The 26,418-nt window shown below is 62.5% G+C and carries 22 protein-coding genes and 2 riboswitches; of the genes, 5 read left to right on the top strand and 17 right to left on the bottom strand.

Annotation, left to right across the window (positions count from 1 at the left end):
* Positions 1 to 26 precede the first annotated feature (26 nt).
* Together K883_RS08770 and K883_RS08765 are read left to right on the top strand one after the other, a co-directional pair.
* Positions 27 to 1,163: an Rv3169 family protein gene (locus K883_RS08770; protein ID WP_179945089.1), complete on the top strand. Its 1,137-nt coding sequence runs from the start codon at positions 27 to 29 to the stop codon at positions 1,161 to 1,163.
* Positions 1,160 to 2,239 (top strand): phosphotransferase family protein, encoded by a 1,080-nt coding sequence (locus tag K883_RS08765; protein ID WP_020824008.1) that lies wholly within the window; start codon positions 1,160 to 1,162, stop codon positions 2,237 to 2,239. The genes K883_RS08770 and K883_RS08765 overlap by 4 nt, the downstream gene beginning before the upstream one ends.
* 4 nt (positions 2,240 to 2,243) lie before the next feature.
* Here the strand turns inward: K883_RS08765 and K883_RS08760 are convergent, their stop codons facing one another.
* Together K883_RS08760 and K883_RS08755 are read right to left on the bottom strand one after the other, a co-directional pair.
* Positions 2,244 to 2,687 (bottom strand): ATP-binding protein, encoded by a 444-nt coding sequence (locus tag K883_RS08760; protein WP_051197844.1) that lies wholly within the window; start codon positions 2,685 to 2,687, stop codon positions 2,244 to 2,246.
* Between the two features lie 60 nt (positions 2,688 to 2,747).
* On the bottom strand, positions 2,748 to 3,125 hold the full coding sequence (locus K883_RS08755) for an STAS domain-containing protein (protein ID WP_009953136.1): 378 nt from the start codon (positions 3,123 to 3,125) through the stop codon (positions 2,748 to 2,750).
* 608 nt (positions 3,126 to 3,733) lie between these two features.
* On the opposite strand from K883_RS08755, the gene K883_RS08750 reads away from it, so the two are divergent.
* Positions 3,734 to 4,627 (top strand): fructose bisphosphate aldolase, encoded by an 894-nt coding sequence (locus tag K883_RS08750; protein WP_020824006.1) that lies wholly within the window; start codon positions 3,734 to 3,736, stop codon positions 4,625 to 4,627.
* 34 nt (positions 4,628 to 4,661) lie between these two features.
* Here K883_RS08750 and K883_RS08745 read toward each other — a convergent pair whose 3' ends face one another.
* The 6 genes from K883_RS08745 to K883_RS08720 all read right to left on the bottom strand — a co-directional run bounded on the left by K883_RS08745 (position 4,662) and on the right by K883_RS08720 (position 12,036).
* Complete coding sequence (locus tag K883_RS08745; RefSeq protein WP_020824005.1) at positions 4,662 to 5,366, bottom strand: LmeA family phospholipid-binding protein; 705 nt, start codon at positions 5,364 to 5,366, stop codon at positions 4,662 to 4,664.
* A gap of 500 nt (positions 5,367 to 5,866) precedes the next feature.
* Positions 5,867 to 6,946, bottom strand: a complete 1,080-nt coding sequence (locus K883_RS08740) for a DUF190 domain-containing protein (RefSeq protein WP_020824004.1) — start codon at positions 6,944 to 6,946, stop codon at positions 5,867 to 5,869.
* 1,392 nt (positions 6,947 to 8,338) lie between these two features.
* Positions 8,339 to 10,462, bottom strand: coding sequence for an AAA family ATPase (locus K883_RS08735; protein WP_036454246.1), 2,124 nt, complete (start codon positions 10,460 to 10,462; stop codon positions 8,339 to 8,341).
* A 564-nt stretch (positions 10,463 to 11,026) separates the two neighbouring features.
* Complete coding sequence (locus K883_RS08730; RefSeq protein ID WP_020824001.1) at positions 11,027 to 11,311, bottom strand: WXG100 family type VII secretion target; 285 nt, start codon at positions 11,309 to 11,311, stop codon at positions 11,027 to 11,029.
* A gap of 41 nt (positions 11,312 to 11,352) precedes the next feature.
* Positions 11,353 to 11,649, bottom strand: coding sequence for a WXG100 family type VII secretion target (locus K883_RS08725; RefSeq protein ID WP_036454244.1), 297 nt, complete (start codon positions 11,647 to 11,649; stop codon positions 11,353 to 11,355).
* 87 nt (positions 11,650 to 11,736) lie between these two features.
* The gene (locus tag K883_RS08720; protein ID WP_003876474.1) at positions 11,737 to 12,036 is read right to left on the bottom strand and encodes a PE family protein; all 300 of its coding nucleotides are present in this window, start codon (positions 12,034 to 12,036) and stop codon (positions 11,737 to 11,739) included.
* Between the two features lie 308 nt (positions 12,037 to 12,344).
* Positions 12,345 to 12,408, bottom strand: a riboswitch (Fluoride riboswitch).
* Positions 12,409 to 12,642: 234 nt separating this feature from the next.
* A riboswitch (Fluoride riboswitch) is annotated at positions 12,643 to 12,705 on the top strand.
* A gap of 500 nt (positions 12,706 to 13,205) precedes the next feature.
* On the opposite strand from K883_RS08720, the gene K883_RS26615 reads away from it, so the two are divergent.
* Both K883_RS26615 and K883_RS26610 read left to right on the top strand, forming a co-directional pair.
* Entirely contained in the window at positions 13,206 to 14,354 is a 1,149-nt protein-coding gene (locus K883_RS26615; protein ID WP_156035627.1) for a PPE family protein, read from the top strand.
* Between the two features lie 164 nt (positions 14,355 to 14,518).
* Positions 14,519 to 15,676 (top strand): PPE family protein, encoded by a 1,158-nt coding sequence (locus K883_RS26610; protein ID WP_081914355.1) that lies wholly within the window; start codon positions 14,519 to 14,521, stop codon positions 15,674 to 15,676.
* A 93-nt stretch (positions 15,677 to 15,769) separates the two neighbouring features.
* On the opposite strand, the gene K883_RS08710 is transcribed toward K883_RS26610, so the two are convergent.
* The 9 genes from K883_RS08710 to cysQ form a co-directional block, all read right to left on the bottom strand.
* Positions 15,770 to 16,936, bottom strand: coding sequence for a PPE family protein (locus K883_RS08710; protein ID WP_036454238.1), 1,167 nt, complete (start codon positions 16,934 to 16,936; stop codon positions 15,770 to 15,772).
* 87 nt (positions 16,937 to 17,023) lie between these two features.
* Entirely contained in the window at positions 17,024 to 18,241 is a 1,218-nt protein-coding gene (locus K883_RS08705) for a PPE family protein (RefSeq protein WP_036455351.1), read from the bottom strand.
* 789 nt (positions 18,242 to 19,030) lie between these two features.
* A complete protein-coding gene (locus K883_RS26605) occupies positions 19,031 to 19,465 on the bottom strand; it encodes a universal stress protein (RefSeq protein ID WP_080687305.1) in 435 nt (144 codons plus the stop codon).
* Positions 19,466 to 19,533: 68 nt separating this feature from the next.
* Complete coding sequence (locus K883_RS08700) at positions 19,534 to 20,106, bottom strand: histidine phosphatase family protein (protein ID WP_036454236.1); 573 nt, start codon at positions 20,104 to 20,106, stop codon at positions 19,534 to 19,536.
* A gap of 90 nt (positions 20,107 to 20,196) precedes the next feature.
* On the bottom strand, positions 20,197 to 21,579 hold the full coding sequence (locus tag K883_RS08695) for a PPE family protein (RefSeq protein ID WP_020823994.1): 1,383 nt from the start codon (positions 21,577 to 21,579) through the stop codon (positions 20,197 to 20,199).
* A 503-nt stretch (positions 21,580 to 22,082) separates the two neighbouring features.
* Positions 22,083 to 23,315 carry a PPE family protein gene (locus tag K883_RS08690; RefSeq protein WP_036455349.1) on the bottom strand — a complete coding sequence of 411 codons (1,233 nt, stop codon included), beginning with the start codon at positions 23,313 to 23,315 and terminating at the stop codon, positions 22,083 to 22,085.
* Positions 23,316 to 23,522: 207 nt separating this feature from the next.
* Positions 23,523 to 24,449 carry a sulfotransferase domain-containing protein gene (locus tag K883_RS08685; RefSeq protein WP_020823991.1) on the bottom strand — a complete coding sequence of 309 codons (927 nt, stop codon included), beginning with the start codon at positions 24,447 to 24,449 and terminating at the stop codon, positions 23,523 to 23,525.
* A gap of 67 nt (positions 24,450 to 24,516) precedes the next feature.
* Complete coding sequence (gene cysC, locus K883_RS26600; RefSeq protein ID WP_020823990.1) at positions 24,517 to 25,215, bottom strand: adenylyl-sulfate kinase; 699 nt, start codon at positions 25,213 to 25,215, stop codon at positions 24,517 to 24,519.
* A gap of 389 nt (positions 25,216 to 25,604) precedes the next feature.
* On the bottom strand, positions 25,605 to 26,378 hold the full coding sequence (cysQ, locus tag K883_RS08675; RefSeq protein WP_020823989.1) for a 3'(2'),5'-bisphosphate nucleotidase CysQ: 774 nt from the start codon (positions 26,376 to 26,378) through the stop codon (positions 25,605 to 25,607).
* Between the last annotated feature and the right edge of the window lie 40 nt (positions 26,379 to 26,418).

Here is a 26,418-nt window from a genome sequence, read left to right as displayed (position 1 = left end):
ACAAACCTCGCCAGAAAGGCCGAATGATGGCGTATTCCGCCGCCGACGAATCGTTCACCCATCAGCTCCCCAGCACGTTCGACCAGGTGCACAATGCCGACCCGACGTGGTCGGATCGCTGCTATTTCTTCGCCGCGTCACCGGACGGCACCCTGCTGCTGGCCAGCGGCTACGGCAACAACCCGAACACCGGCACCGGGCTGGGCTACGTCAAGGTCAGCCTCGCCGACGGCCGGCACTGGGACCTGCTGTCCGGGCGGCCCGTCACCGGCGGCGACCGCGGCGACCTGAGCGCCGGACCGATGCGCTGGACCTGCGTCGAGCCGCTGAAGAAGTGGCGGCTGGACGTCGAGCCCAACAACTCCGGAATCGAGTGGGAGCTCTACTACGAACCCACCGCGCCGATGTGGGAGCTGTTGCCCATGAAGGTGCGCGGCAAAAACGGCGAGCTGCTCGCCGACATGTACCACATGAAAGAACCCGGGAGATGGAGCGGCTGGGTGACGATCGATGGGGAACGTATCAGCGTCGACGGCTTTCACGGTGGCCGCGACCGCACCTTCGGCGTGCGGGTCTCGGACAAGATCGACTTCTGGTTGTGGCTCGACGCCGGCTTCGACGACCATGCCATCGAAGCGTGGATCATCGAATCGGCCGACGGCACAGTTAATTACGTCGACGGCGGCATCACCTACGCGGATGGGAGGCTGTCGAAACGATTCGTCAAGATCGAGCACGACGTCGAATTCGACGGAGACCGCAAGCGACCCACCGGCGCCGCTCTCGTGTTCACCGATGAAGACGGCCACGCCCATCGCGTGATCGCCGAGGCACCCCACCAGCAGGTCAACGCCTACTACGGCCTGCCGATGGCGCACTGCCAATACGAAGACCTCGGTGGGGGCGCCTATTTCATCCATTTCGCTTGGGACAGTAGCGATCCCGACCAGCTGTCCGAGACCGAGAGCAAATCGATGGCGCTCGACCAGCTGATGCGATTCGAGCGGGACGGCGAGACCGGTTGGGGCATCTTCGAATTGCTGCTCGGCGGGCGGGGCTATGCCCGCTACCCCAACTGGACCGCGATGGACATGTCCGCCTTCACCCAGGACAAGACCCCGGTCGATCGCTTGCAGGAGGACAGCGACGGGGTGCGGCGATGACCCTGGACGTCGATCGGGAACGGCGGTTGACCGATTGGGTGCGCACCCAGGTGCCCGACGCCGACGACGTCTGCCTCGAGGGCATCGACCGGGTGAGCTTCGGGCACTCGGCCGAGATGATGACGCTCAGCGTCGTCACCCGGCGCGCCGGCCGCGACGACCGGCGCGACGTGGTGTTGCGGCTGCGGCCCCGGCCACCCGCGCTGCTGGAGCCCTACGACCTCGCGCGCCAGTTCGCCATCCTGCGCGCCCTGGCCGGCACGCCGGTCCGCGTCCCGCCGGCGCTGTGGCTCGAGCCGACCGGCGAGGTCCTCGGCCGGCCGTTCTTCGTGATGGGACACGTCGCCGGCGACGTGTACGAAATGGAGCCACCCACCGGTGCGGCCGACCACACGGTGGTCCGGATGTGCCAGAGCCTGGTCGAACAACTTGCCGCCATCCACACCGTCGACCTCACCAGGACCGGGCTGGCCACCCTGGACGACGGCGCCGACCACCTGGAGCGCGAACTGGGCCACTGGGCCGCGGAGATGAACCGGGTCAAGCGCGACCGCCTGCCCGCCCTGGAGCGCCTTCATGGGGCCTTGCTCGCCGGCAAGCCGGACCCGTGCCCCACGGTTTCGCTGGTGCACGGCGACGCGAAGCCGGGAAACTTCGCCTTCACCGCCGGTGAGGTGAGCGCCGTCTTCGATTGGGAGATGACGACCGTCGGTGACCCGCTCACCGACATCGGCTGGCTCGAGATGCTGTGGATGCAGCCGGTCGGGATCAACAGCCACCCCGCGGCCCTGCCCATCGAGGCCATGCTGGCGCACTACGAGTCGGCCAGCGGGATCAGCGTCGCCAACCGAGCCTGGTACCGGGCCTTCAACGCCTTCAAGATGGCCGTCATCTGCCTAATAGGCGCGATGCTCGTCGAGGACGGCCACAGCGACGATCAAAAACTCGTGCTCGCCGCCTACGGCACCTCGCTGATGACCAAAGCCGGGCTCACCGACCTGGGCATCGACGAACCCCTCGACGACGGGCCGGTGCTGCCGCGCGACGACCGCATCGCGCAGGTGCTGGCCGGGTAGGCGTTCAGGCGTTGCAGGCGGACCGCGTCAGGCCGGTCCATACCAGGGTGACGCGGGTGCCCTGCGGAGTCCGGTCGATGGCCACTTCGTCGGCGAGGGCCTCCATCAACGGGATGCCGCGGCCGCGCATCTGCTGGTGGTGTTGCGCCGGGACCTTCTGCCGCCAACGACCCCGATCGCCGACGGTCACGGCGAGGGCGTCGGCGTCGCCGTCGTAGGAAGCTCGCACATCCACGGTCCCGCGCTGCGCCGCGTCGACATACGCGAACTCCGCGGCATTGGCGATCGCTTCGTAGACCGCCAGGAGCAGATCGCTGGAGCGGTCGGCGCACAGGGAGAAATGGCCGTTCAGCCACGCCCCGAATTCGGCGCGGATGCGGGCGGCGCTGCGCGCGTCAGCCGCCACGCGCGAGCGCACGAAAAGGGTGCGGTCATCGACGCGCGACAGGTTATGAGGCTGATCCGAGCGACCCATCGTCCCCAGGTGTGTCCTCACTCGTGCCGGGGCTCATTCCCCAGCGATGCCGCTCAACGCGCCGTCCAGGCTGCTGTACAGCGCGAGCACGCTGTCAATCCCCATCAGCTTGATGGGCCTGCTCGTGGCCGAGCCGTTGGCGACGACCGCGAACTTCGTCGGCGGCTCGACCTCGGCCTGCGCGGTCACCAGCACGGTCATGCCGGCCGATGCCAAGAAGCCGACCTTCGACAGATCGACGATCAGTGCCGCGGGTTTGGTGGCCAGCGCAGTCTGGATGGCGTCGGCCAGCTGCGGGGAGCTGAGCATGTCCACCTCACCCGAGACGGTAAGCACGACCGCCTGATCTACCTGGTGTTTGCCCACTTCAAAAGCGGTTGGATCGACGACATCGCCGGATTGTTCGCCCATGGTCCATCACTCACATTCGGTCCCGTGCGGGACACTGCTAGCTCTCGTACAGCCACTGCCATATCCGGGGGCTGCTGATTCAACCCCTCGGGAACACGCTTGCCTACCGAGGGTGCGCCCCGTCGATCTGCCCTGCTAAGTGCAGATACAGCTACAAGTGTTTGGTCAATGGTAGGACACGCACCAATCGCGCCTTCAAATGCTGAACGATTTGCCGCGTCGAGATGAGGTTCCTGCTCGGCGCGGGGCGACGGGACAAACTGCGGATGCTGTCGGCAGGGCCTGGCGTGCCCCCGCCCGTTTCGTCCGCGGTCCGCGCGGCGCGACCTGCGCAATTCGGCGGGGCGGCGGCCCGTGGCGCCCGGTGATCGCGCCGGTGGGTGCCAGGCGATGCGACGACTGCGCGGGCACCGATCCCAGGTGTTCGTTTTCTGGCGGGCCGGCTGGACGGCCGCCGGCATCGGGGCAGCCGGCCCAGGCCCGGGGTCGGACCGGACCGACGGCCTGTCTCGTCCGGTTGGGGCTGGCCGAATATGATCGGCACGATTCAGGCTTGAGCGCGCGGCCTCCTCGGCTGGTGCGCCCATTACGAGGGAGTGAAGAGTTCAATGTCGAACCAGCAGCAAGCGGACCGGATGACGTCGGGCAAGGGATTCATCGCGGCGCTCGACCAAAGCGGCGGCTCGACGCCGAAGGCGCTGCGCCTGTACGGCATCGAGGACAGCGCGTACTCCTCCGACAAGGAGATGTTCGACCTCATCCACGAGATGCGTTCGCGGATCATCACCGCCCCGTCGTTCACCGGTGACCGGGTGCTGGCGGCGATCCTGTTCGAACAGACCATGGACCGTGAGATCGAGGGCAAGCCGTCGACCACCTACCTTTGGGAGACCAAGGGCGTGGTGCCGATCCTCAAGATCGACAAGGGGCTGGCGGACGCCTCCAACGACGTCCAGCTGATGAAGCCCATGCCGGGGCTGGACGACCTGCTGGAGCGGGCCGTGGGCAAGGGCGTGTTCGGAACCAAGGAGCGGTCGGTGATCGGCGGCGCCAACGCCGAGGGCATCGCCGCCGTGGTCGCGCAGCAGTTCGAGGTGGCACGCCAGGTGCTCTCGCACGGGCTGGTGCCGATCATCGAGCCCGAGGTCACCATCTCGATCTCGGACAAAGCCGAGGCCGAGAGCATCCTGCGCGACGAGATCACCAAGCAACTCGACGGCGTGCCCGAGGGGCAGCGCGTGATGCTCAAGTTGAGCCTGCCCACCGAGGCCAACTTCTACCGTCCGCTGATCGAGCATCCGAAGGTGATGCGGGTGGTCGCGCTCTCCGGTGGCTACTCGCGCGAGGAGGCCAACGAGCTGCTGGCCAAGAACACCGGCCTGATCGCCAGCTTCAGCCGCGCGCTCACCGAGGGGCTTTCGGCCGACCAGTCCGACGAGCAGTTCAACACCACGCTGGACAAGGCGATCCAGTCGATCTACGACGCCTCGGTCGCCGGCTGAGTCAGCTTGGCCCCGCTCGACGGGGTGGGCCGAATCAGAGTCCGCTGAAGCAGTTCTGACCGGTCTGTGCCGACGACGATGCCGCCGGGATGGTCGCGTTACTGGAGGAAAACGCAGCTTCCACGCCGCTATCGGTGACCTTGACGCTGTCGGCGTGGATGTCCAACGGATAGTTCTGGGTGGCTTTGGACGTGAAACTGTCGAGGTCCTTCTGCACCGTATCCGTCGACATGGTTGAGCCCAGCGCGGTCAAGCTGACCACCTGCAGCGACAGGCCGTTGTTCGCGATCTGGGGCTTGAGGGTGGCGCTGTCGAGGAAACCCTTCAATTGGATGGTTCCGTCGCCGGTGTTGGTGGTGACTTTGCTGGTCACAAAACTGCCCAGTACCGGGATGGCGTCCTGGATTGATGCCTTGATGCCGTCGGATGACCAGGCGATGGTGCCGTTCAGCGCGCCGATGGTGCCCTTGGAGTTGTTGGTGTCGCTGAGGCGGAGGTCCTTGATATCGATGTGGACTTTCATGCCCTTGGCTCCGCGCACCTGATTGCCGGCAGTCTGCACAGAGATGTCGGGGTAGTTGCTGCTGGTGTACTGCCAGAGCATCGGTGGCATAGGGGCAAACGACACGCTAACGCTGTCCTGTACCTCGCACGCCACTGCGCTTGCCAGCTTGCTGCCGGCCAGGTGGCGGACGACTAGTTCAGCACCGACCACGACGGCCAGGACGACGACCAGCACGACGCCCAGGACCAGAGCTTTCGACCGCCCGTTTCCCAACAAGCGGCGTCGGGTTCGCGCCGGAGCCTCGTTCGGCGGCGGCTGAGTGGACAGCCGAGCGGCGGCCTGCGCCGGCTGCCTTGGCGGCGGGCCGGAAGGGCCCTGCCGCGGGGCCGGCGACTGGCCTGGCCAATGCGGCTGCGGCGCCGGTGGGCGGGGGGAAGGCCTTGGTGGGTATGGTCGACCGCCCTGAGGAATCTGCGGAGTCGGAGGACCAGGAGGCACAGGCCGCGGCCTTGGGGGTACCGGCCCCCTACCGGGGCCAGGGGGCTTGGAGGGGCGATTCCATTCCGGCGAGTCGCCGCGCGAGGGCCCTTGCGGAGTCGTCACCAGCGCAATGGTGCCGCATCAAGCTGAAGGCGTTCGCAGCGGTCTACCGGTGCTCCTTCGCGATCGCGGCCGCTGGGATTACCGGCTAGTTATCAGGCGGCGTCCTAAAAGGCGTCGCCGCACACCAAGAGCTAGTAGCGGTGCTGGGCCATGCGCGGCGGCCCCTCCCCGTTATCGCCTTCGTCCGACACCAGCGCGGGCACCATTTCGCTGGTGACTAGTCCCTCGGTGTTCGTCAATTCGTCGATGACGGCGAAGGATTCGGCGATGTTGGCCGGGGTGTCGATCACGATGGTGACGATGGGCACGCGGCGCGTCAGCGAGAGCAGCTTGTCACCATGGGGCTGGTGGTCACCGTGAAAACCCCACACGCCGCGCAGCACGGTGGCCCCGCCGACGGTTTTGGCCTGGCGCAGCCGCTGGACGATCGCGCGGTGAATCGGCATACCGCCGTGGTGTGCCGATTCGGAGGTGTAGATCGTCAGCTTCTGCCATAGCGGCAAGCCATGTTCATCCGTCCCCGGCAGGGCATGCGGTCGCTCCAGTAACTCACCGTCGCGCTTGCAGACGCGGACCCGTTCGAGAGTGAACATCGGCCGGTGCAGTAATCCCCCAAGCTCCGGTAACACGCGACCGATGTGCTCACCGGACCCGACGGCGACGATTATCATCGGGACGTCGGCATTGCGGCTGAGGAAGTGAGCACGTTGGCGTTGCCCGTGGGCGACGCCGTCGACGCCCAAAAGCACCGACGCACCGGCGATTCGGCGGCGATACATCAAATCGCAGATGGCGATGTAGGCCGGCACCCCGTAGACGCGCTCTTTGCGCCCTACGAAAATCGTCAACTTGACCGATTCACGCAAATCGTCGGGAAGCTCTGCGGCCGCGATGTCCTCGCGCAACAGCCGTGCGCGCTCCAAGGTCGCCAGGCCTCGTTGTTTGATGGACAGCACCGGATCCAGTAACGGCTCGATTTTCGTTCTCGTGTCGGTCGCGATGATCGCCACGGGCGGATCCTCGGACAACGTCAACGACTGATCGGTGCGAAAACGGCGCATGGTGCCGAAGCCGCTGATACCGCGCAGCACCACGCTACAAGCGATGCGGTGGCGCTCGTACAGGCCGAGCAGCACGTCGGAGACAAAGCCGTCGTGGGTGCGCCGGCGTTCGGACAAATACGTGGTGAGCTTCAAGCAGTCTTCGTCCACCACCGCTCCTCAATCGTTGCGACACAGAAGCTTTCATGCCGATCAGAGTCGAATTCAGCTGAGCCTTTTCAACACGTCACCCGGCCCGCCGCCGACAATACATAACCTACCAGCCTAGGGTATTTAGGTCCCTCGGAGATCAACAGTGATGCCTTGCATCATTGTGCGCAGAACACCTTCTACTGGCGGGATAGCCCATCGAGGCCTAGGAGTTCGGATACTATTCCCCCTCAATCGATTTGCGCTTCAGGCCGCGGCCTAATACGGATCTATGGGTAAGCCGAAGATGTCTAAACATCGAAAAAGTGTCGCCAGGGCGGGCGTTCAAAACTCGTTCTTTGTACTCATCCAGATCGATTCGTTAAGCAACAGAGTCGATGAGCAGCACGTACACAGGGTCAGGTATTCAGCTTCAACTGTGCCGTCGGCCAATGCGTTAGACATCTGGCGTGGCGACTGCGGACAGTCCGCCGCGCTCCCGGAGGACGTCGATGTCGCCCTGTTCCGTCGGCGGCCGCACCGATCCTACGGTCAAATGGATAGCGTGGCAGAGCAGGGGCCTGTTGTAGCCACGTTCCGTTACGGTGACACTTCCGGCCGGGCTAGCGGAAAAGCACTGTCGCACAGCTGTTCTGGGTGCTCTGATGGGTAAGATTCGCCGTGGACGTTGCGAAAGCCAAAGGCGATTTCTACCGTCGCAGAACCTGTGCCCAAGCGCCCTCCGAGCTGGTCTGACCGCCACGATGAGATCGACGCCGCGCATCCCCCACAAGGCATGGCCCGATCGTCGATGTGGTGTGCCACACTGAACGGCCTGCAAGCATCCTGACGTGGAAGCACTCGCCAGAGTGAAGGCACCTGCTGGCATCAGGCCTTCGACAACGCCGGTAACGACATCGCGGCCACCCACCTGAGGAGTGTGCTTGGCGCGCGACAAGCCGAAGAAGAGATAAGTGATCAAGTTTTCAGCTAGCTGGCTGAGTACACACACCACCGCACAAGATTCGCGTGAACAAGCCGGTTCGGATCACCGATCAGCAGCACCCTCCGCACTGCGCCGCCCTAACCGCTAACCGCCAAGCTTCTTAACTTCAGTTACAACACCACCCAGCACCACGCGGAGGTCGCAGCCCAGCCATAGGCCGCTACGTGAAACAGCCGTCCCGGATTGATCCAGGATTTATCCAAGCTGTGCCCGGAAGGCTTTGGACCCCTTCGCGACCAGACACCAGCGAACGGCGCCTGCAGAACTGAGAGTGTATTGACCAGCGGGTGGAGCTGTAACCGACGTTAACCACAGGCGGGGTCTCGAATCTCATGAAACGAGAGTGAGGATATCCTGTTGGCCCCAATCAAAATCGGTTAGCTCTCGCGCGACCGTTTGAGAGTTTGTTAGCCGACAGCTTCAGTCAGGCGGGCTTCGCACGCTTTAATCATGTGCTCAGGTACCGCATCAAACTGGCGTGGATTCAGCTGCATCACGTACTCGTTCTCGATGTGGTATGACTCGTTCACGAACTTTTGGAACGCTTTGTCTCCGTTCTTCGCCCAGTTCTCGTCGGCGAGAAGAACACGGAACAGTTGAACCTTCTCGTACCCGACATCCGTTGCGTCGAACTTCGCTTTCACGACTGCGGGGTCCTTGAGTTCCTGCACGACCTTGTCGTAGTCGAGCGCCGGGATCTGCTCCTGTATTTTCTGCATGCCAGCGGCGAACTGTTCCGCCGATAGCGGGGTGAATTCACCGTCCGGCCCCTTCGTCCCAGCAACGTCGCGGGCATGGAGCAGGCTCGACAAGATCTGGTATTCGCTGCCGCGATCGCCGTGCACTTCATAGAGCCGCCGGAGGTAGATGCACTTGATGACATCGTCCGAAGACGCTTTGATGTTCGCCGCACAGACTTGCGAGAAGGTCGAGATGTGGTGCTTCTCGATGACGGACTCGCGCACCGTACCTGCCTGGCTCTCAAGAAAGTGCGCCACTGGCTTCATCATGGTGAACTGCCCGGCCGTGGGGTTGAGCACGATGTCGATCACCGGTTCGATGTCGTGAGTCAGAAGCAGCGTCGTGAATTCACGGATGCTGTTCTTCCCGTGGAACAGCTGGTGGAGGATGGCGTACTTTTTCGTCTTGTCGAAGCTGGATACCGGGTCGTCTAGCACGACGAGGTCCGGCCGTTCCTTCCGGACGTGGTGCATAAAGAGCACCAATGCGAACGCGTTCTTCTCGCCGTAGCTCAGGTGGCGGTTCGCGGATTCGAGGTGCCCGGGGGAGTCCTGATGCTCCACGATCATCCGGTACGAGTCCTCGGTGTTCTCGATCTTCACGGTGTACCGATAGCCGGCTGAGCGTAGGAACTCGTTGACGGCGTCTTGGTTCACCTTGATGAGGTTGGATACCCGGCTGTTTTGTTTCCCGAGCTCGGCGCGTAGTTCGTTGATCCGCCCTGCGACTTCGTCGAGCTTGTCGTTGATCAGGCCGACGACGGAGGCGGTCTTCTCGGAGTTGAACGCATCGAGTAGAGGTAGGTCGATCTTGAGGTTCAGAAGAAACTCGTTGACGTCGGCGGCGTCTCGGAGCGTGTGGAAGGAGAGCGCGCGCAAGTCTGTCAACTTTCCTAGGAAGGTCTGCACCTGTGCGCGGAGATTGGCGAGGAAGTTACTTTGCTCCGGCGACAGCTCGCCGAGGGAGGTGAGTAGCCCCTTCAGAAGTTCGCGCTTGCTTTCCTCAAAGTAATCGCCGAGTTGGTCGATCACCTGGCGGAGTGCGCTCAGATTCTTGACTGCGGCAGACTCGTACTCTTCGGAGACTTGCATTGCAATCTGCTTGTTCAGACTCGGGCTGGAGCAGAACGGGCAGTTTTCCGAGCGGTCGAGGAAGGCCTTCCCCTTGGCCTGCCATGTGATCCAGGTGGCCGGGTCCTCGCTTTCGAGGAACTGTTTGTAGCCTTGGAGCGGTTCAGGGATATGAGCCATCTTCCCGCCCATCCCTAGGGCTTTGAACCCTCGGCTGGTCTTGGCGATCGCCCCCGTCTTGGTCACACCGAACGCATCGCGCAGCGATTTGAAGGCATCTAATGCAGCGTCGAACTCATCCTGCTGGGAAAAGGTGTCATTGAGCGCTTGGAAAAGGGCGTCGATTTGAGCGAGGCCGTGCTTGTACTCGTCGGTGTTGATGAAAACCTCGAAGCTGTCCTTAAGCACCTCATCGGGCTGAAAGACGAACTGCAAAACATAGTCTTCGTCGAAGACAAGCACCTTCTCGATCGCATCGGCGCCGACCACCCTAGGGGGCGGAGCACCATTGACCCCTCGGTACTTGAACGGCACCAGAGGATCAAGCGAGCCGTCGCCGCCGGTAAGCAGCTGGAGCGCCCGGGCGATCGTGCTCTTTCCGACGCCGTTGGCGCCGTACTTGATATTCAGGGCGGATTGTCGCAGCGCGATTCTCGCATCGGTGATGCTGTTGCAGTCGCGGATCTCAATCACCAGATCCTTAGTCGAGGTGTCGTTCATCCGCACGAGCGCCTATCTTCCAGAAAGGCACCACTCCGTGGGTGCCTTGCGTACATCCACAAGAACAGACGGAGGCTGTATTTGGAAGGGAAGATGTGCTGTTGGAAGCGCTGACCCGCCAGACAGTCGGACCGCTACGTGCCCTGGGCGGCTACACCGTGACCGACATCGCCGACGCGGCTTGTTCCGCACCGCGCTTGCAAGCGACCATGGAAATGTGGTATTCCCCAGTGCCGCGTGGCAGCGCAATTTGAAAGTCGACGCTTATTGACCGATTAGCGGAGCCGCCTTGTTGCGTCGCACCCGATTCACCTTCTCTAACTTGGGAATAGGGCGGCGGTTTACCGGTACGGTCACCATATTTTCTCAGCATTGCGCCTTCGAGAGGACCTCCATCAACTTCCCAGCCGCCTTGCCGTGATGTGGTAGAACCTCATCGCCAACCGAGCCAGGGCCACTGCACGCTGCCCCATACAGAGTGGGGCAAGACTCGTTCGAGATGGTTACCGCAAGACGCGGCAGCACACCGACGGGTGGTGTGCTGCCGCGCCTGTGGTCTCGGTGTCAGGCCCAGCTGGACCCGACGGCGCTGTCGGTGCTGGCCATGTTGTTGCCCGCGGACTGAACCTTCTGTCCGTGGGAGTTGGCCTGCTCGTAGATCACCTGGAAGTTGCGACCCAACTGGGTGATGAACTCCTGGCACGCGACCGAACCGGCACCGCCCCAGAAGTCTCCGGCAGCAAGCACATCGCGAACGATGGCCTGGTGCTCGGCCTCCAAGGACGCGGCCTGGGCGCGGATCAGGGCACCGTGGGCGTCTACGTCGCCGAACTGGTAATTGATGCTCATTGCTTGGCTCCTTAAAAGTATTGGGCAGCAGCAGGTCTGGGCTAGCTGCTGAGGATCTGCTGCGAGGCCTGCTCTTGCTGCTCGTAGTTGTTCGCGTCGCGGATCAGCCCGTCGCGCACCGAGTGGAGCATGTTGACGATGTTGCGGAAGGCCTGGTTGACCTGGCCCATGGTGTCATACGACGTCGCCTGCGCCTGGCCGCTCCAGCCCGCGCCGGCGATGTTCATCGACGACGCCCACATCTTGCGGGCCTCGTCCTCGACGGTCTGGGCGTGGACCTCGAAACGGCCCGCCATCGCCCGCATCTCGTGCGGGTCGGTCATAAAACGTGTTGCCATGTCGGCTGTCTCCTTAGTACGTAATGAGTGGTTGGTGTGGTTTAAGACGGTGGCCGGATCGTTTACCCGAGCCTGACCGCCCGTCCCCTAGAGTGCCGCGGCGGCGTTGGCTGCCTCGGTCGCAGCGTACGAACCGGAGCTGGTGGACAGGGTGTTCACGAACGCCTCGTGGATGGCCGCAGCCTGGGCGCTCACCGCCTGGTACATCTGCGCGTGCGCGGCGAACTGAGCCGCCGTCAATGCCGACACCTCGTCGGCGGCAGCGGGTACCACCCCCGTCGTTGGGGCTGCAGCGGCCGCGTTCTGGGCGCTCAAGGTCGACCCGATAGCCTGCAGGTTCCCGGCCGCCGCGGCCAAAGCCTCCGGCTGTGTGGTCACAAACGACATGATTGTTTCCCTCCCAAATTAATTTGAATCATTGATTCCGAAGTGCCGTAAGCGGGAAGCGACCCGCGACGTTCATCGCAACCCGGAAGCCGCCGAGCGGCAGGCTGGAATATTCGGTGCCCTTGCGTCCCATGCTTGCTGAAGCCCCAAGTCGGGGCAATTTCGCTGCGATCTAAGGCTGTTAATAGCGCGAATCGGCCGGTCGTGCCAGAAACAGAGTCAGTCATTGCCGACCCGATTGAGAAACCATGGACCATGGGCTGCCCCTCCCTCGCTTCGACGCATAGCTGCGTCGACGATTGCTTTCGTGCGGGGTAGAAGCCATTAGCGCCGGGGGGCGCGATCGTGGCGAGCCTCATCGCCAGCCGCCAAGTAACTGCGGGCTTCGCCAATGATAGCAGCGCAGCATGCCGGCGGCCAGAAAATGCCACGGCTACCGTGGACCCGCGAGTGTTGCCTTCGCAGGCAGGGCAGGCTGATTTGCCAGCGGATTGCAGGCGGGATTCGCCGCGACTGAAGGCTACCGTGGTCTCTCTTCACACCCGCACAAGCACGTTGACCAATTGCATGCGCCTCGTTGCACTAAACGTTATGCCGCAGTTAACATCGCGTTTAGGCGATGAGGCTCGCCTTTGACCGCCGGCACCGGCTGATGGCTTCTACCCGTAACTGTGTTGGGGTAGAAGGCGGGGCTGGCTCGGTGACGCACAACCTGATTCTCACCGGGAGTAATGCCGACGAGTTTCACCGGGGCCGTGCGCAACCGTCAGGCCCCGCCGGACGCCTTCGCGTGCACGGGGGACCTAATACGTCCGCTGCGTTCGATGAATCAGTAGTCCTCAACCGTGGTGAGCACGCCGCCACGAAAGGGGCAGCGTGCACTCGGACCACAGCTGTGCAGCGAAAGCGCCACGACGGCCCGGTGCTTTTGGCGGTCCGGTCATCACTCGGTCCCGGGGAGCGGCGAGCAAAGGCATGTAACCGGTCGACCGTGCACGCCTTCCTATACGACCAATCGCCCGCCCTCCTTGACGCATATCGAGAACACCTGCGACGCCGTCTGTCCCTAGTCCGTGCAGAGTGCCGTCCACGGCGGCAGGCGACCCAAGTCAAGTCAATTCGGCAGGGGACGCCGCTGCCACCGCCCTCGTGATCTGAAGCGACCGCCAGTGCTGGATTTTGGAGCTCTCCCACCAGAAATCAACTCTGCCAGAATGTATTCCGGCCCTGGTTCGGCATCGATGTTGGCTGCCGCGGTGACCTGGGACACGCTCGCAGTCGAGTTGTCCTTGGTAGCTACGAGCTACTGGTCGATTGTCACCGAACTGACTGGTGGCCAATGGCGGGGCCCGTCGTCTGTGTCAATGGCGGCGGCAGCGGCACCCTACATCGCGTGGCTACACGATACGGCGCAGCAAGCCGAGCGGACCGCTTCTCAGGCCAAAGAAGCTGCGGCCGCCTACGAACTCGCTTTCGTGATGACGGTGCCCCCATCTGTGATCGCCGCGAACCGCAGCCTGTTGATGACCTTGGTTGCAACCAACTTCTTCGGGCAAAACTCCCCTGCGATCGCAGCCACCGAGGCGCAGTACGCGGAGATGTGGGTCCAAGATGCGGTGGCTATGTACGACTACGCCGAAACATCGTCCGCAGCAAGAGTTTTAGTGCCATTTCACCCGCCAGGGCCGACTACGAATCGCTCTGGATTGACCGCCCAATCCGAAGCCGCCGCACAAGCTGTCAGCGACTCCGCGGTACCTCAACCTATGACGCTGGTCCAGCTGAGCTCGCAGGCGTCAACTGCGCCGGCGCAGCTCTTCGCGCCTGCGGCGGCATCGGACCCGCTAGTGACCCCACAGGCCTTGGTCATCGCCGCACTCACTCCCCCACGGTTTGTCAATATGGCGTTGGGATATAGCAGCGCCGCCACGTCAGGGCGCGGGATCGCCATCGTTGACGAGCGTCTGGCATTTCAAGATGCCCGTGATGCCGCCTCGCCGCCCGGAAGCAGGGGAGCAGCAGGATCCGGCACCCGACCTGGCATATCGATGGTGTCAGCGGCGCTGGGCCGCGCGGCCCCGGTAGGTTCGTTGTCGGTCCCTTCGGCATGGACCACAGCGGCGCCCGATGTCCGCCACGTTGCGCTGGCATTACCGGATAGCCCCGTTCCCACCACCGGCACCGTCGCGAATGTGCCGCAAGCTACTGGAAATTCGTTCAGCCAGGCGCTGCTGGGAACACTTTCTCGGGAGGAGGGGGCTGATGCGCGGCGCCAGAAGAGTCGTCCCATCATCGTGCGTTCACCGGCCGCCGGATAAGGAGGAAGACGAAATGTACAGACCTTTGGTGAATTCGGACGTCACCATCCTTCTGCATGGCAGGTGCGGGAGTTCGACACGTTGGCGTCCCGCGAGGGCACAGCTCATGAACGATCGCTCAACACTCGAACCATCGATATACGAGTAAGAAAGGGCTTACCCAAATGGATTACGGCGCGCTTCCCCCAGAAGTCAACTCGTCCAAAATGTATTCGGGTCCGGGCTCGGCCTCCATGTTGGCCGCCGCCGACGCCTGGGACAACCTGGCAACCGAATTGAACTCGTCAGCCTCCGCGTACCGTTCGGTCATCGGCATCCTGACGGTTGGCGGGTGGCAGGGCCCGTCGTCGGCCGTGATGAGTGACGCGGTCGCCCCGTATGTTGCATGGATGCACAGCGCCGCGGTTCAGGCCGAGCAGAGCGCCACCCAGGCCCGAACGGCGGCGGCCGCGTATCAGACCGCTTTCTCGACTACCGTGCCGCCGGCCCTGATCGCATATAACCGAACCCAATTGGCGTCGCTGGTTCGGACCAACTATTTCGGGCAAAACAGCCCGGCGATCGCGGCCACCGAAGCCGACTACGATGCGATGTGGGCTCAGGACGCCGAAGCGATGTACAACTATGCAGGTTCGTCGGCGAGCGCAGCGCAGCTCACGCCGTTTGGCGATCCGCCGAGAACTACCAATCCCGACGGGCAAGCAAGGCAAGCCGCCGCAGTCAATCAAGCCTCGGGCACACCCGCGGCCCAGGCCCAGTCAACGAGCTCGCAAGCCCTTTCGCAGGTACACAACGCGGTGGCGCAGGATTCCCCTGATCCCAGCGCGGCGGCCAACCCCTTAGGTTTCACCCCCGCCGACGTTTTCGGCAACTCGGTGGACGCCGGTAGCGCATCCGCGTCGGTAACCAGCTCGTCATTCTCCGGAAGCTCCATAGGTACCACGAACCACGCCATTGCCATCGCGGCCGAACGCGATACCGCTCAAGGCATAGGGCCGTTCCTTGGCGAACCGGTCGGACCGCTTGCGCCCACAGCAGCAGGGCCTGGCGGCCCAAACGTTTCAGCTGCCATGGGCCGCGCCACACTAGCGGGAGGATTGTCGGTGCCTCAAACATGGTCGGCCACAGCAACTCCGGTGACGGCTACCCCCGCGGCGCTGGCGGCAGCCAGCGCACCAGCCGCCACGGCTGCTCCGGGCGCCATGCCAGCGACCCTGTTCGGAGAGTCGCTGCTCGGCACGCTTGCCGGGCGAGCCGTCAGCAATGCCGCTGCCAAGAAGCGCACGCCCAGCGTCGTTCCCCGCTCGCCGGCCGCTGGTTGACCGCAACGACGGGGAGCGATTGCCTCAGAGAGACCACTCTGGTCGCGGCGGTCCAACCGAGTCAGAATGCTTAACGCCGGCAGCCGATGATGTCTATCCGCCGTGGGCGGGACGCGGCATCGTGAAGACCCGACGTCCGTTGCGCAACACGGGGGCGCCCGTTTGTTGACTTGCAGAGCGCACCATTGGCATCGGACCTAGCTCGTTGGCCGCTGTGCTCCCCTGGACTGGGGCTAGTTTAAAGTCTGTGCCCGACAGTGGGATTGGCTCATTGAGGGCACTGGCAGCCGGGCTCGTCGCCCAAGTCTGCGGGACCGACAATCGCCCCACCGGCGTCGCCTGGCCCATACTTGCCAGCACCTGACCACGGGGGGCAACGGGAGTCAGCGCATCAGCTGTAGAAGCGGCCGCCTTGGCGGCGGCCTTGGCCGCCTGCATGTTCGCCAAATTAAGTCCAGTACCGAATTGTCCCGCGGAAAGCACGGAGTAGGTCGTCGACCAGAAGGGTTGCGCCGGATTGGTGACCAGGGTGTTGAACACGCTGAAAGCGTTGACTATTGACGTCGCCCCCGGCGAAGGGTCCGCCGCCGAGGCGTTCCCGGCCCCTCCCACTGCAAGGGTGTGCAGCTGCTGCGGCAGACTCGACATCAGCTGCGACAGGTTCACCTGTGCCTGTCCGGTAGGGCTACTCGCGAGTTGGGTTACCGCTGCTGCTTGGGATGATTCACCGCCCGTGTTCGTGGTCTGCGGCGGTTCAGTGAAGGGAGTCAGCCTGGACGCAGCCGACGAGGACGCGGCATATCCGTACATGGCGGTCGCGTCCTGGGCCCACATTTCGGCGTATTCAGTCTCGTTGGCCGCGATCGCCGGTGTGTTCTGTCCGAAGAAGTTTGTGGCGACAAGAATCGCGAGCTGCGTACGGTTGGCGGCGATTACAGGGGGAGGCACCGTCATGGCGAATGCCGTTTCGTAGGCCACCACCGCCGCGCGGGCCTGGCCAGCGGCTTGCTCCGCCTGCACCGCGGTCGTCGTTGCCCAGTCCATATAGGGTGCAACCGCGCTTGCCATCGCCATTGACGAATCCCCCATCCACTGGCCCTGCAGCTCTGCGAGCGTCGACGAATACCCAGCCGCGTATAGTTCCAGTTGTGCGGCCAGCGCGTCCCACGCCGATGCGGTCGCGATCATCGGTGCCGAGCCCGGACCGGAATACATTCTGGCCGAGTTGATCTCGGGCGGTAGCGCCCCAAAATCAAACATCGGCAATCCTTTCAACGCTGGTCCGACCGTCACCCGTAACCCAGCAGTTGCTGACGGTGCTGCTGCACTGAAGAGGGGTCCGGGTAGCTATCCGCCGGACGAAGGACGGGGCATCTTGAACTGCCGTGGCGTCACACGCAGCACGTTGTTGACCATGGGCCGCGACACGAGGCCCGAAGCGGCGCCGGCGCCCGCTGCAGGCGCACCGTTCCACACGCCGGCAGCCGGGCCGGCCTCATGCCACGACGGCCCCCCCTCGAGCTCCGCATCCGACAACCAGTGCGTCTCAGCAATAGTGGTAACCGCCGGATTCGTCGCCGCCCAACTCTGTGGCACCGACAACCCCCCCACCGATGTCCCACTACCGAGACCGGCCAGCACCGGACCGCGTGTCACTGCGGACGCTGTGGCGCCCCGGGCCGCGTTCGCGGCACCTTCGGCCGCGCGGGCGGCGTCGGCGGCCTTGGAAGCGTCGGCGGCCGACGCCGCGGCATCCTGCAGATTCGACCGGAACAGCCCGGTGCCAAAGCTTCCCCCCGATGTGATCGTGCGGCTAATGCCATCGCCGAGATTGATCGGGGAGGTCACCGTGTTGAAGTCGCTAAAACCCGTGAGCGCCGACGAAGACGACGAACCCGAAGACCCAGTTGTGGCGAGGCTTTGCAACTGTTTTGGCACCGCCGACATGAACTGAGAAAGAGTGGTCTGAGACTTCCCGGCCGCCGAGGTGCCAGTTGCCTGGGCTACTGCCGCGGCTTGCGCGGACGGCCCGGAGGAGGTAGTGGTCTGCGGAGGCTGGTTGAATTGGGTCAGCCTGGTCGCTCCCGACGAGGATGCGGCGTAGCCATACATCGCAGCAGCATCCTGGGCCCACATTTCTTGATAAGAGGCTTCGGTCGTCCCGATCATCGCGGTGTTCTGCCCAAGAATGTTGGTTGCGATTAGCTGAGCCAGCAGGGTGCGATTAGCTGCTACCAACCCCGGCGGCACTGTGGCGGCGAAGGCGGTCTCATAAGCGATCGCCGCCGCCCGAGCCTGACTGGCTGCCTCCTCTGCCTGCACCCCTGCTGTTGCCATCCACGCGACATACGGTGCCGCCGCGCTCGCCATCGCAACAGAGGCACCGCCAGACCAGCTTCCACCCTGCAATTGGGTGATGATCGACGAGTAGCCACGGGAGACCGTCTCCAACTCATTAGCCAAGGTGTCCCACGCCGTGGCGGCGGCCACCATCGGCCCCGAACCCGGACCTGAATACATCCTGACCGAATTAATCTCTGGCGCTAGCGCCCCATAATCCAGCATCAGCATTCACCCTTCATCAGCCGACCACTGAGAAGGCGCCACCGCGAGTAGACCGGACCGACATCAAAGACGCGGTCTCCCAAAGGCTTTAAATCTCTGGCGCTCGTAGTCATGGCTGGCAACGACAGCTTCTGACAACTACCCAGCAATGCCTCGATGCATATGAGCGCACCCGCTGACGACAGCTTGAGGCGACGACATCACACGAGTCGGCCCAGCACAGAAATAACTGAGTTTGCGAGCAGATATGTAGGCACAACGTATAGCCACGAGACGGCTCCTCCTGCGTCACGCTTGGCTGCACACGGCAAACCAAGTACTACATGTGTTCCGCAGGGACCGTTGGCCGCCCACTAACGACGAGCAATTATGGCGGGCCCCACCGCCGTTGCGCATAACTAGGTCGCTTGCGACTAGCTACGCAACTTCACTTACCTTTCTACTATTTATACCCAAAGAGACAAGGTATGACAACCGTATCCGGCTGATGCACAGAAGGTTTGTGGCCGCCGCCCTCGCGCCACCGGGTGTCACAGCGAGATAGTCCACGCAGGTCCGGATCCAGACTCTCGAGACCGCGAATCTCGACAACGGGCGATGGTTGCGGGCGAGCCCGCTGTGCGCCATCGCGATTGCAACCGGAAGCTTGATGCTCAACAGCGCGAGCTCAGTCAGTATGTCAGCGTGCTCTCCCCTGCGATGGTTGAGGTTTCGGACGCGATGGTCAGTTGATCAGTGCGGATGTCGTGTAGAACGTCAGGGAAAGCACGCCTTCGGGCCCCGCGTTCTTTATTCACCAGCGGTACGGATGACCACGACGGGACAGAGGGCGTGTTGCACACAGTGTTGACTGACTGAGCCCAGCAGCATTCCGGTGAACGCGCCACGCCCCCGACTACCTACGACAAGCAAGTCGGCTGACCGAGACGCCTCGATAAGTACGTCCGCTGGTTGACCTTTGACCACGCGGAGAGTGGGTGACACTGACTGTGACTTGCCCAGCGTGCAGGTAACCGCGGTTTTCAAGATCTTTTGCGCGTCTGAGGCCGCGTCGGCATCAGAGTAATCGACGTAATACCCATAAGCGGATGGTGTTTGCCAAGTGATCACCGCGTGCAGTTCACCGCCAGTGAGTTGGGCTTGGCCGGCCGCCCAACGCAGCGCGTCCTCGCTGGCCTGAGAGCCGTCGACCCCGACGACAATGACCGGCTCAGATCTGGCCATCACAGGGCCTTCCTATTCGGGCCGGCCAACGTGGCTAACGTCGACTACTAGCCGTGCGTGTACAGGAATCATTGGGCTACAACGTCGTAAGCATCTACGCGCCATGCTCCGTCGACCAGGCTGAGCTCATTCCAGCACGCGGTACGCTGGCCGATTTGGCCAAGCGTCGGATCGAGCTGTCCCAATAGCGCGGTGTTGAAGGCATCGTGAGAAACCAGAACAATTGGTCCCGAGGCAAATTCGGATGTTAACTCGAAGAAGGCGCGGCGGGCACGCTCAGCCAGTGCGGTTCTGCCTTCCACACCCGGCGCGAAATCAACGCTGCCGTAACGGCGCTCTACGTCCGCACGGCTAACCCCGGTCATGGGACCGTAGTCGCGGTCAATCAGCCGGGCGTCGATGGTGACTGGCGCGACCGCAGCGCGGCCGATCGCCTGCGCCGTCGCGACGGCCCGCTGCAGCGGACTTGAGATCACCGCCTGCGGGTGGTGGGCCGCCAGGGCGTCTGCGAGCCTTGCCACCTCAGCAATCCCGACCTCATCTAGTGGCGGGTCACTGAGTCCACGAAGTCGTCCATCCGCGTTTAGTGCGGTACGACCGTGCCGGGTCAAATAGACGCGAGTCACGCTGTGAACGTTCATTACTTGCCTCCAAACTCGGGAAGTCGGGGACCGCTCTTCGGATGGGGGTCGATGACTTGGGCGCTCACGCGTGAGGGCATGGGAATTCTCCTAGCCGATGTGCGGTAACGGCATATTTGCATCACCGTCGGTCAGGTGCACTGCGTGGATGCCGGGCATTTTCTTCAACTTCGCGACAAGGCTTTGCAGCCCCGCGGTATCGGTATGCCAGTGTTGGACGTTGTCTGGCTTGTCGGCCATTTCACCCACCAGGCGCTGTAGATTTTCTGCCGACTCACCTCTTTTAGGTGACCCGTCTTTGAGCGACGTGGAACGAAACCGGGCACCGGCACCGCCGAAAGCACTCGGAGCGGCTGCTCCCACAGCGCCTCCGGCCATGCCCGCTGCCGCGATCCCGCTCAGGAGGGTCCCTTCGCTCACAGCGCCGGCCGGTACTGGCCCCTGCATCGCGCCGGAAAGTACTGCGGCGACAGTTCGGATCGCAGGGGTGGCCGTTGCCCAGCTTGGTGGGACCGACATCGCTCCCACCAAGCCGGCTTGACCAGCATTTGCTACGACCGCGCCACCGAGCCCGGACGCGCCGATCAGAGGGCCGCTCGATGCAAGGCCCGCCGCCGCTCCTCCGGCTTCAGCGCCCGCGGCCGCCAATCCGTTGAGGTGAGCTGTCTGGATCACGATGCCCATGATCGTGTTGACCAAGACGGAGTTCGCCACGAGGATCAGTTTGGGGCCGAATTCGAGGTCCGAGGCGATCGAGCTCAGGCTCTGTGACCCGGCGAAGTCCTGCAGGGTTGTCAGCAGGTTTGGCAACGGATTCGTGGGAGTCGAGGCGAAGCTCTGCAGGGCCCTGGGTACCGCACTGAAGGGCTGTGATAATTCCGATCGCACACTGGAGGCGACCGACGCGACCCCGGTGTTCGCAGCCCGGACCTGCGCGAGCACGCCGCCGGGATCAGTGGTCGTTGTCGGCTCGGTGAATGGCGTTACCGTACTGGCGGCTGCGGACTGGCCGGCGTAGGTCGACATCGCCGAGACGTCTTGCGCCCACATCCGGCTGTATTGGGCTTCATTGGCCGCAATCGCCAGGGCATTTTGCCCAAAGACGTTGGTGGCCACCAAGGATGCCAGCTCACTACGATTCTCAGCGACCACCATCGGCGGTACGGTTGCGGCGAACGCTGCCTCGAAGGCCGCGGCCGCCGCGCTGGCCTGCGCAGCAGTCTGCTCAGCTTGGCCGGCCGTGCTGCTGATCCATGACACATACGGTGCGACCGCGGCAGCCATCGATATCGACGAGGGGCCTCGCCACGTCGTGGTCAATGCGGAAATTACCGAGGAGTAGGCCTGTGCGGTTGCGTGCAGTTGGGCAGCCAGCGCACCCCAAGCTTCGGCCGCGCTCAACAGTGGCCCCGAGCCGGCCCCGGCGTACATACGACTCGAGTTGATCTCCGGCGGCAATAACGCGTAATACATTGCACTGTTTCCTAGCTGCTCGACGTCGAATCGCCAGGATCCTCGATCGCATCCGGATCTACCGTATTTGCAAGGTATTTCATCAGTTGTTCATGGGTCGCGGCGATGCGAGTGCTGACATTCTGCAACATCTGGGCATAGGCGCCGAACTGAGCGCGGTAAGTGCCGACACCTCGTCGCGCGCGGGCGGGGCGACAACGGTTGGCGGACTGAGTGCGCGCAGGGCCTGCGCATAAGTGTCCAACCGCAGCGCGGTCAGCCTCGACATCACAAGCTCTGCTGTCGAATACACCTGCAGCGGCGGGACCGACCCAGACTTGCCATGCGCGCTAGCGAACGAAGCGGCCGGTCCAGACTCACCTGCCGCCGTCGTTGGCATTTTATGTTCTGGTGTGGGCGACATGTGCAGACTCCTCATCGGGCTAGTGAAAGTTGTTGCACTATCGGGCAGTTGGCCGGCCTGAAAGCCTGAGAGGAACATGAGGCGATGCAGGCAATGGCGGTCATTGCGGGGCCGCCGGGACGATAAAGATATTGACCGGACCGCTGGCCTCAGCGGCAGCCGGGCCCAGGCCGGTGCCCGCTGACCGCGCAGGAGTACTACCGCTACCGGCGATTGCCCGCCCGGCCAAACTTGACAAGGCCATGTTGCCGAATAGTGTTCCCTCGCCGGGCGCCGCTGCCGCCACCGCAGAGCCCGCGGGGCTGGTTTCGGCGAACACCGCAGCCACCGGTTTGACAGCAGGGGCGGCTGCCGCCCAGCCTTGGGGCACCGACAAACCCCCGACGAATCCCGCGCGGCCCAGTCCCGCCGATACCCCGGTACCCAGCGCAGGTGTCGGTGAGACGACCAATCCCGCGCCGCTCGCCGCGGGGGTTGCCGCCAGTTTGTCCGCGGCGCTGGTCAAATTCACTCCCGCCTGAGGAAGCAGGTAGCACTGGGCGCCTAAGAGCTCAGGAGTGCCCCCGATGGAGAAGAGCGACAACGGGGACAGCGGCCCGGTGATGAAACTATTGAGGTTGCTCAGGGAAGAGGCGAGCGAAGACGGGGACGGAGGGTCTGCCGAAGGCACCGCGGCAGAGAGCGGATTCGCAAGGCTCTGCAACGAGGAATGCGTCGCAGTCATCAATTGCGGCAAGGTCTGCGCGTGCGCCCCGGAGACCGTTCCGGTGGCGCGGCCAACCGCAGCGGCTTGCGATGCACTCCCACCTGGATTGGTGATCTGCGGCGGCGGCCTGAACGGCGCGAGCTGTGAGGCAGCTGCCGAGGAGCCGGCATAGCCATACATCGCTGCGGCATCCTGAGCCCACATCTCGCCGTAGTCCGCCTGAGTGGCCATGATTGCCGGTGTGTTTTGACCGAAGAAGTTCGTCGCGACCAGAGTCAGCAACTGCGCACGGTTGGCAGCGATGACCGATGGCGGAACTGTTGCCGCAAAAGCAGTTTCGAAGGCTGCGGCAGCCACCTTGGCTTGAGTGGCTGTCTGCTCAGCACGCGCCGCGGTAGCGCTCATCCAGGCTCCGTATGGTGCGGCCGCAGTCGCCATCGTCAACGCCGCTGTCCCTTGCCACAGGGTAAGCAGACCCGAGATCGCCGACGAATACACCGCTGCCGCAGAGTGCAGCTCCGCAGCCAACGCGTCCCAAGTTGCCGCGACGGCTAGCAGAGGCCCCGGGCCAGCGCCCGTGTACATACGGCCGGAGTTGATTTCCGGCGGCAACATTCCGAAATCGATTGCCATCGAAGCCCCCTTTCCTCACGCCGCCGCAACTTGCTTCGCACTGCCTCTCAAAGAGGCTGTAGTCGTGGCCCCTGCCCCTCCCTGCTCGACCGAATGGCTTTTACGCCTGGCGTTTTCAATTCCGTATCAGCACTGCCGCAACGGAAACAGCGGCTAGGTCATGTGCCAGGACACCGGAGGCGCCAGTTGCGGCCGACGGGTTCAAACATTTCCGCCTGTCTCCAACCACTTGGCGCATTCCGGGCCAAGCTTTTCGAGGGCCACGCGATCGAAGCGCTGGATCTGCTCGAAAGTCAGTTCGGTGCGGAAATCACGCTTGGGACCTTTGTGGAAGAAGGCTTTTGCGTTGGACATGTGTTCGCCACCAAACGGAGCCATCTTCTCCGCGCGACCGCTCATGTACTCGAAGGAGCAGTGTTTGACGATGGCATCCATGCGCAACGATTTAGGATCAACGGAAAGGAACTCCGCAATCCGCGTGATCTGGCCTGGCAGATCATCTTTGAGGTTCTGGTAGTGGACCAACAGCACGTTCGGCTCGTCCTTGAGCTTCCACCAGGACGCCATGATGTCGAGCAAGTCGCAGCACTGGTACCCATTTGTGTCTAGCCACAAGTCAAAGAACTGCCGCATATCTTCGGGAATCACCAAAGGAGTAGGGTCACCGGACCATTCGGCGTGGATGCGATTGATATCAGCCATTGTTGATTCAGAGAAATTGTAGAGATAATTATGGAAGCTGATCCCCAGGTCCTTGCCATTGCGGCCGACGAATACGTAGCGGGCTTCGGAGCCGATTGGAAGTGCATCCGCGGGCAAGTGCGATTTGATGACGCGTCGGTGCCCGGTCGCGCGCTGCTCTTTGAGCACATTGAGCATTTCCGCATGATTGCCCCAGCTCGAGTCGAGCCACGGCGAGGTATCCGAGAGCCCAGCGTCGTGCTCTTCGCCATTACTAAGTATTTGCTGCAGGATGCGCTGGGTCCACGTGGTGCCGGCCTTAAATGGGTCGGCCACTACGATGTCCCCATCCGTAAAGCCGCCTTGAGCCAGGAAGTCTTCCCACACCAAGGAGTTGTTCAGGTAGTCGCGCTGTATTCTGGTCGGGGAAAGTAACTGCTTCGCCACGTCGTCCGCCCTTCTATGTAGTATCGAATGTGGATTTCTGCTTAAATATGCGCTGGATCAATCGCGCTTATCGACTAAACAAACCGCGTCCTTTCCAATAACTTTCTCTATCGCGGAAGTCAGGAATGATCCCCACCTTTTCCAGGTAGGAAGTTACGTCATTAGCCAGTGCATCGGCGTCGTGGTTCTGACCGTCGAGATGCAATTCAGGCTTCGGCGGCAACTCGTATGGATCGTCGATTCCGGTGAACGCCTTGATTTGCCCGGCGCGGGATTTTTTGTAGAGGCCTTTGGGGTCGCGTTGCTCGCATACTTCGATCGGAGTGTCAACGAATATCTCTACAAAGTCGCCTTGCTCGAGAGTGGCGCGTACGGCGTCGCGGTCACGGCGATAGGGGCTGATAAAGGCGGTTAAAGCTATTACCCCGGCATCGCAAAACAATTTTGCAACGGAGCCAATTCGGCGGATATTCTCTTCGCGGTCTTCGGCGGAAAACCCTAAACCGAAACGCTTGGCGAATTCCCTGCCGTGGCGCTCTTCCAAGGTTTCAGGGCCGGCGTTGAGGCCGTATCGGACGTTATCGCCATCGAGGAGGTAGCTGTGGATCTTTCGCATATACAGCTTTTGGTCGACGAGATTGGCTACGGTGCTCTTACCGCTTGCACTGAGGCCGGTAAACCAAAGGACACACCCGCGGTGGCCGTTGAGGGTCTCGCGTTGGCGGCGAGAAACCGTGGTGTCGTGCCACGTGATATTTGAGCTCATATAGAAACTCCGTGAGCAATATGGATAGTCCGATGTGTGCTTTTGCTGACGGGAAGTGACGTTCCGAAACCAAGAACTGGCGGGACTCGATAAAGAACGTGGGCGACCAGTGTCCTATGACGAGGAGCCACGAAGCCGCACTCGGCCATGGCAGCATGAGACTTCATGCGCCAGGCGTGAGAGAAGTCAGGACCGTGGGCGCCGGTGTTACAGCCGTCGTAGGTTATTAACCCCTGAAAGCCATTTACATGGGAAGAGTGCTTTTTCCAAGCTGTTCTTATTGACTTCGGTACAAACGTTGTTCTCTTCATCATAGTAATCACCAGTCCGTATCTCTGTGAGATTCCTGTCTTCGGGACGATTTGTGGCCGTCGCCAAGGTAGGTTCGGCTAGCCGAACCCGATGACAAAACGGTGGTTTTTAAGCGTGGGCTTGTTGTATGTCAATGAGGACGACCGTTGTCGGTCCCTCCCGGAATTCCGGTAGATACAATCGCCCGCCGCCACATCCCATTCCATCGTGGGGTTCATTCGCGGATAGATGTCGGCGAGGCCCTCTGCGACCAGGCAGAACTTCAGCGAACTGCCCGCGGTAATCCGTTCTTTGATCGAGAACGCCTTTAAGTAGTTCTCTAGTTCCGCTGAAGGGTGTGACTTACTCTCCACGACGGTAAGCCCTTTACTCAGATCGGGAAGCGTGGAGAATATTTGAACGGGCGGCTCCGTACCCTGCCGCTTCCAGCTACCACGTCCCTTTTCGGCATAGTAGAGCAAATCTCGCGCGGGCACATAGATGACGCCGATGGTCGGCTCGCCGTTGTCGATAAGCGCGATGTTGACGGTGAACTCGTCACTGCCTTTCACAAATTCTTTGGTTCCATCCAAAGGATCCACTAGCCAAAAGCGTGGCCACGCCTTTCGGGTCTCATAGTCGGCGGGCTTGGTTTCTTCAGAGATGATCGGGACCCGTGGATCTAGTATTGCGAGGCGCTCGGCTATGTATTGATTTGACGCCAAATCGGCAACGGTCAACGGTGATGCGTCACCAGGGTGATCGCCCTTTTCTGTCATGCGCGGGTCATGGCGATGCGTGAGAGTAAGTCGGCCGGCCTCGACCGCTATCGCGGTGACTTCTTCGAGGTACTCAATGGGGTTTCCGTTCACAGGCTCGACTACTCCCTCCGGTCGTCTCTATTTCACAGCT

Origin of the sequence: Mycobacterium sp. TKK-01-0059 (genome assembly GCF_000709305.1) — a bacterium.
Classification (GTDB): domain Bacteria; phylum Actinomycetota; class Actinomycetes; order Mycobacteriales; family Mycobacteriaceae; genus Mycobacterium; species Mycobacterium intracellulare.
The sequence above is the reverse complement of the archived record's forward strand: the minus strand, read 5'-3'. Positions and strand labels throughout refer to the sequence as shown.

What these genes read in the sequence shown, in the direction of transcription:
- K883_RS08695 (WP_020823994.1), bottom strand. Translation starts at nt 21,579, where the DNA reads ATGTATTACGCGTTATTGCCGCCGGAGATCAACTCGAGTCGTATGTAC.
- K883_RS08755 (WP_009953136.1), bottom strand. Translation starts at nt 3,125, where the DNA reads ATGGGCGAACAATCCGGCGATGTCGTCGATCCAACCGCTTTTGAAGTG.
- K883_RS08710 (WP_036454238.1), bottom strand. Translation starts at nt 16,936, where the DNA reads ATGTTTGATTTTGGGGCGCTACCGCCCGAGATCAACTCGGCCAGAATG.
- K883_RS08705 (WP_036455351.1), bottom strand. Translation starts at nt 18,241, where the DNA reads ATGCTGGATTATGGGGCGCTAGCGCCAGAGATTAATTCGGTCAGGATG.
- K883_RS08735 (WP_036454246.1), bottom strand. Translation starts at nt 10,462, where the DNA reads ATGAACGACACCTCGACTAAGGATCTGGTGATTGAGATCCGCGACTGC.
- K883_RS08725 (WP_036454244.1), bottom strand. Translation starts at nt 11,649, where the DNA reads ATGGCAACACGTTTTATGACCGACCCGCACGAGATGCGGGCGATGGCG.
- K883_RS08700 (WP_036454236.1), bottom strand. Translation starts at nt 20,106, where the DNA reads ATGAACGTTCACAGCGTGACTCGCGTCTATTTGACCCGGCACGGTCGT.
- K883_RS08750 (WP_020824006.1), top strand. Translation starts at nt 3,734, where the DNA reads ATGTCGAACCAGCAGCAAGCGGACCGGATGACGTCGGGCAAGGGATTC.
- cysC (WP_020823990.1), bottom strand. Translation starts at nt 25,215, where the DNA reads ATGAGCTCAAATATCACGTGGCACGACACCACGGTTTCTCGCCGCCAA.
- K883_RS26610 (WP_081914355.1), top strand. Translation starts at nt 14,519, where the DNA reads ATGGATTACGGCGCGCTTCCCCCAGAAGTCAACTCGTCCAAAATGTAT.
- K883_RS08720 (WP_003876474.1), bottom strand. Translation starts at nt 12,036, where the DNA reads ATGTCGTTTGTGACCACACAGCCGGAGGCTTTGGCCGCGGCGGCCGGG.
- K883_RS08730 (WP_020824001.1), bottom strand. Translation starts at nt 11,311, where the DNA reads ATGAGCATCAATTACCAGTTCGGCGACGTAGACGCCCACGGTGCCCTG.
- K883_RS08770 (WP_179945089.1), top strand. Translation starts at nt 27, where the DNA reads ATGGCGTATTCCGCCGCCGACGAATCGTTCACCCATCAGCTCCCCAGC.
- K883_RS08765 (WP_020824008.1), top strand. Translation starts at nt 1,160, where the DNA reads ATGACCCTGGACGTCGATCGGGAACGGCGGTTGACCGATTGGGTGCGC.
- K883_RS26605 (WP_080687305.1), bottom strand. Translation starts at nt 19,465, where the DNA reads ATGGCCAGATCTGAGCCGGTCATTGTCGTCGGGGTCGACGGCTCTCAG.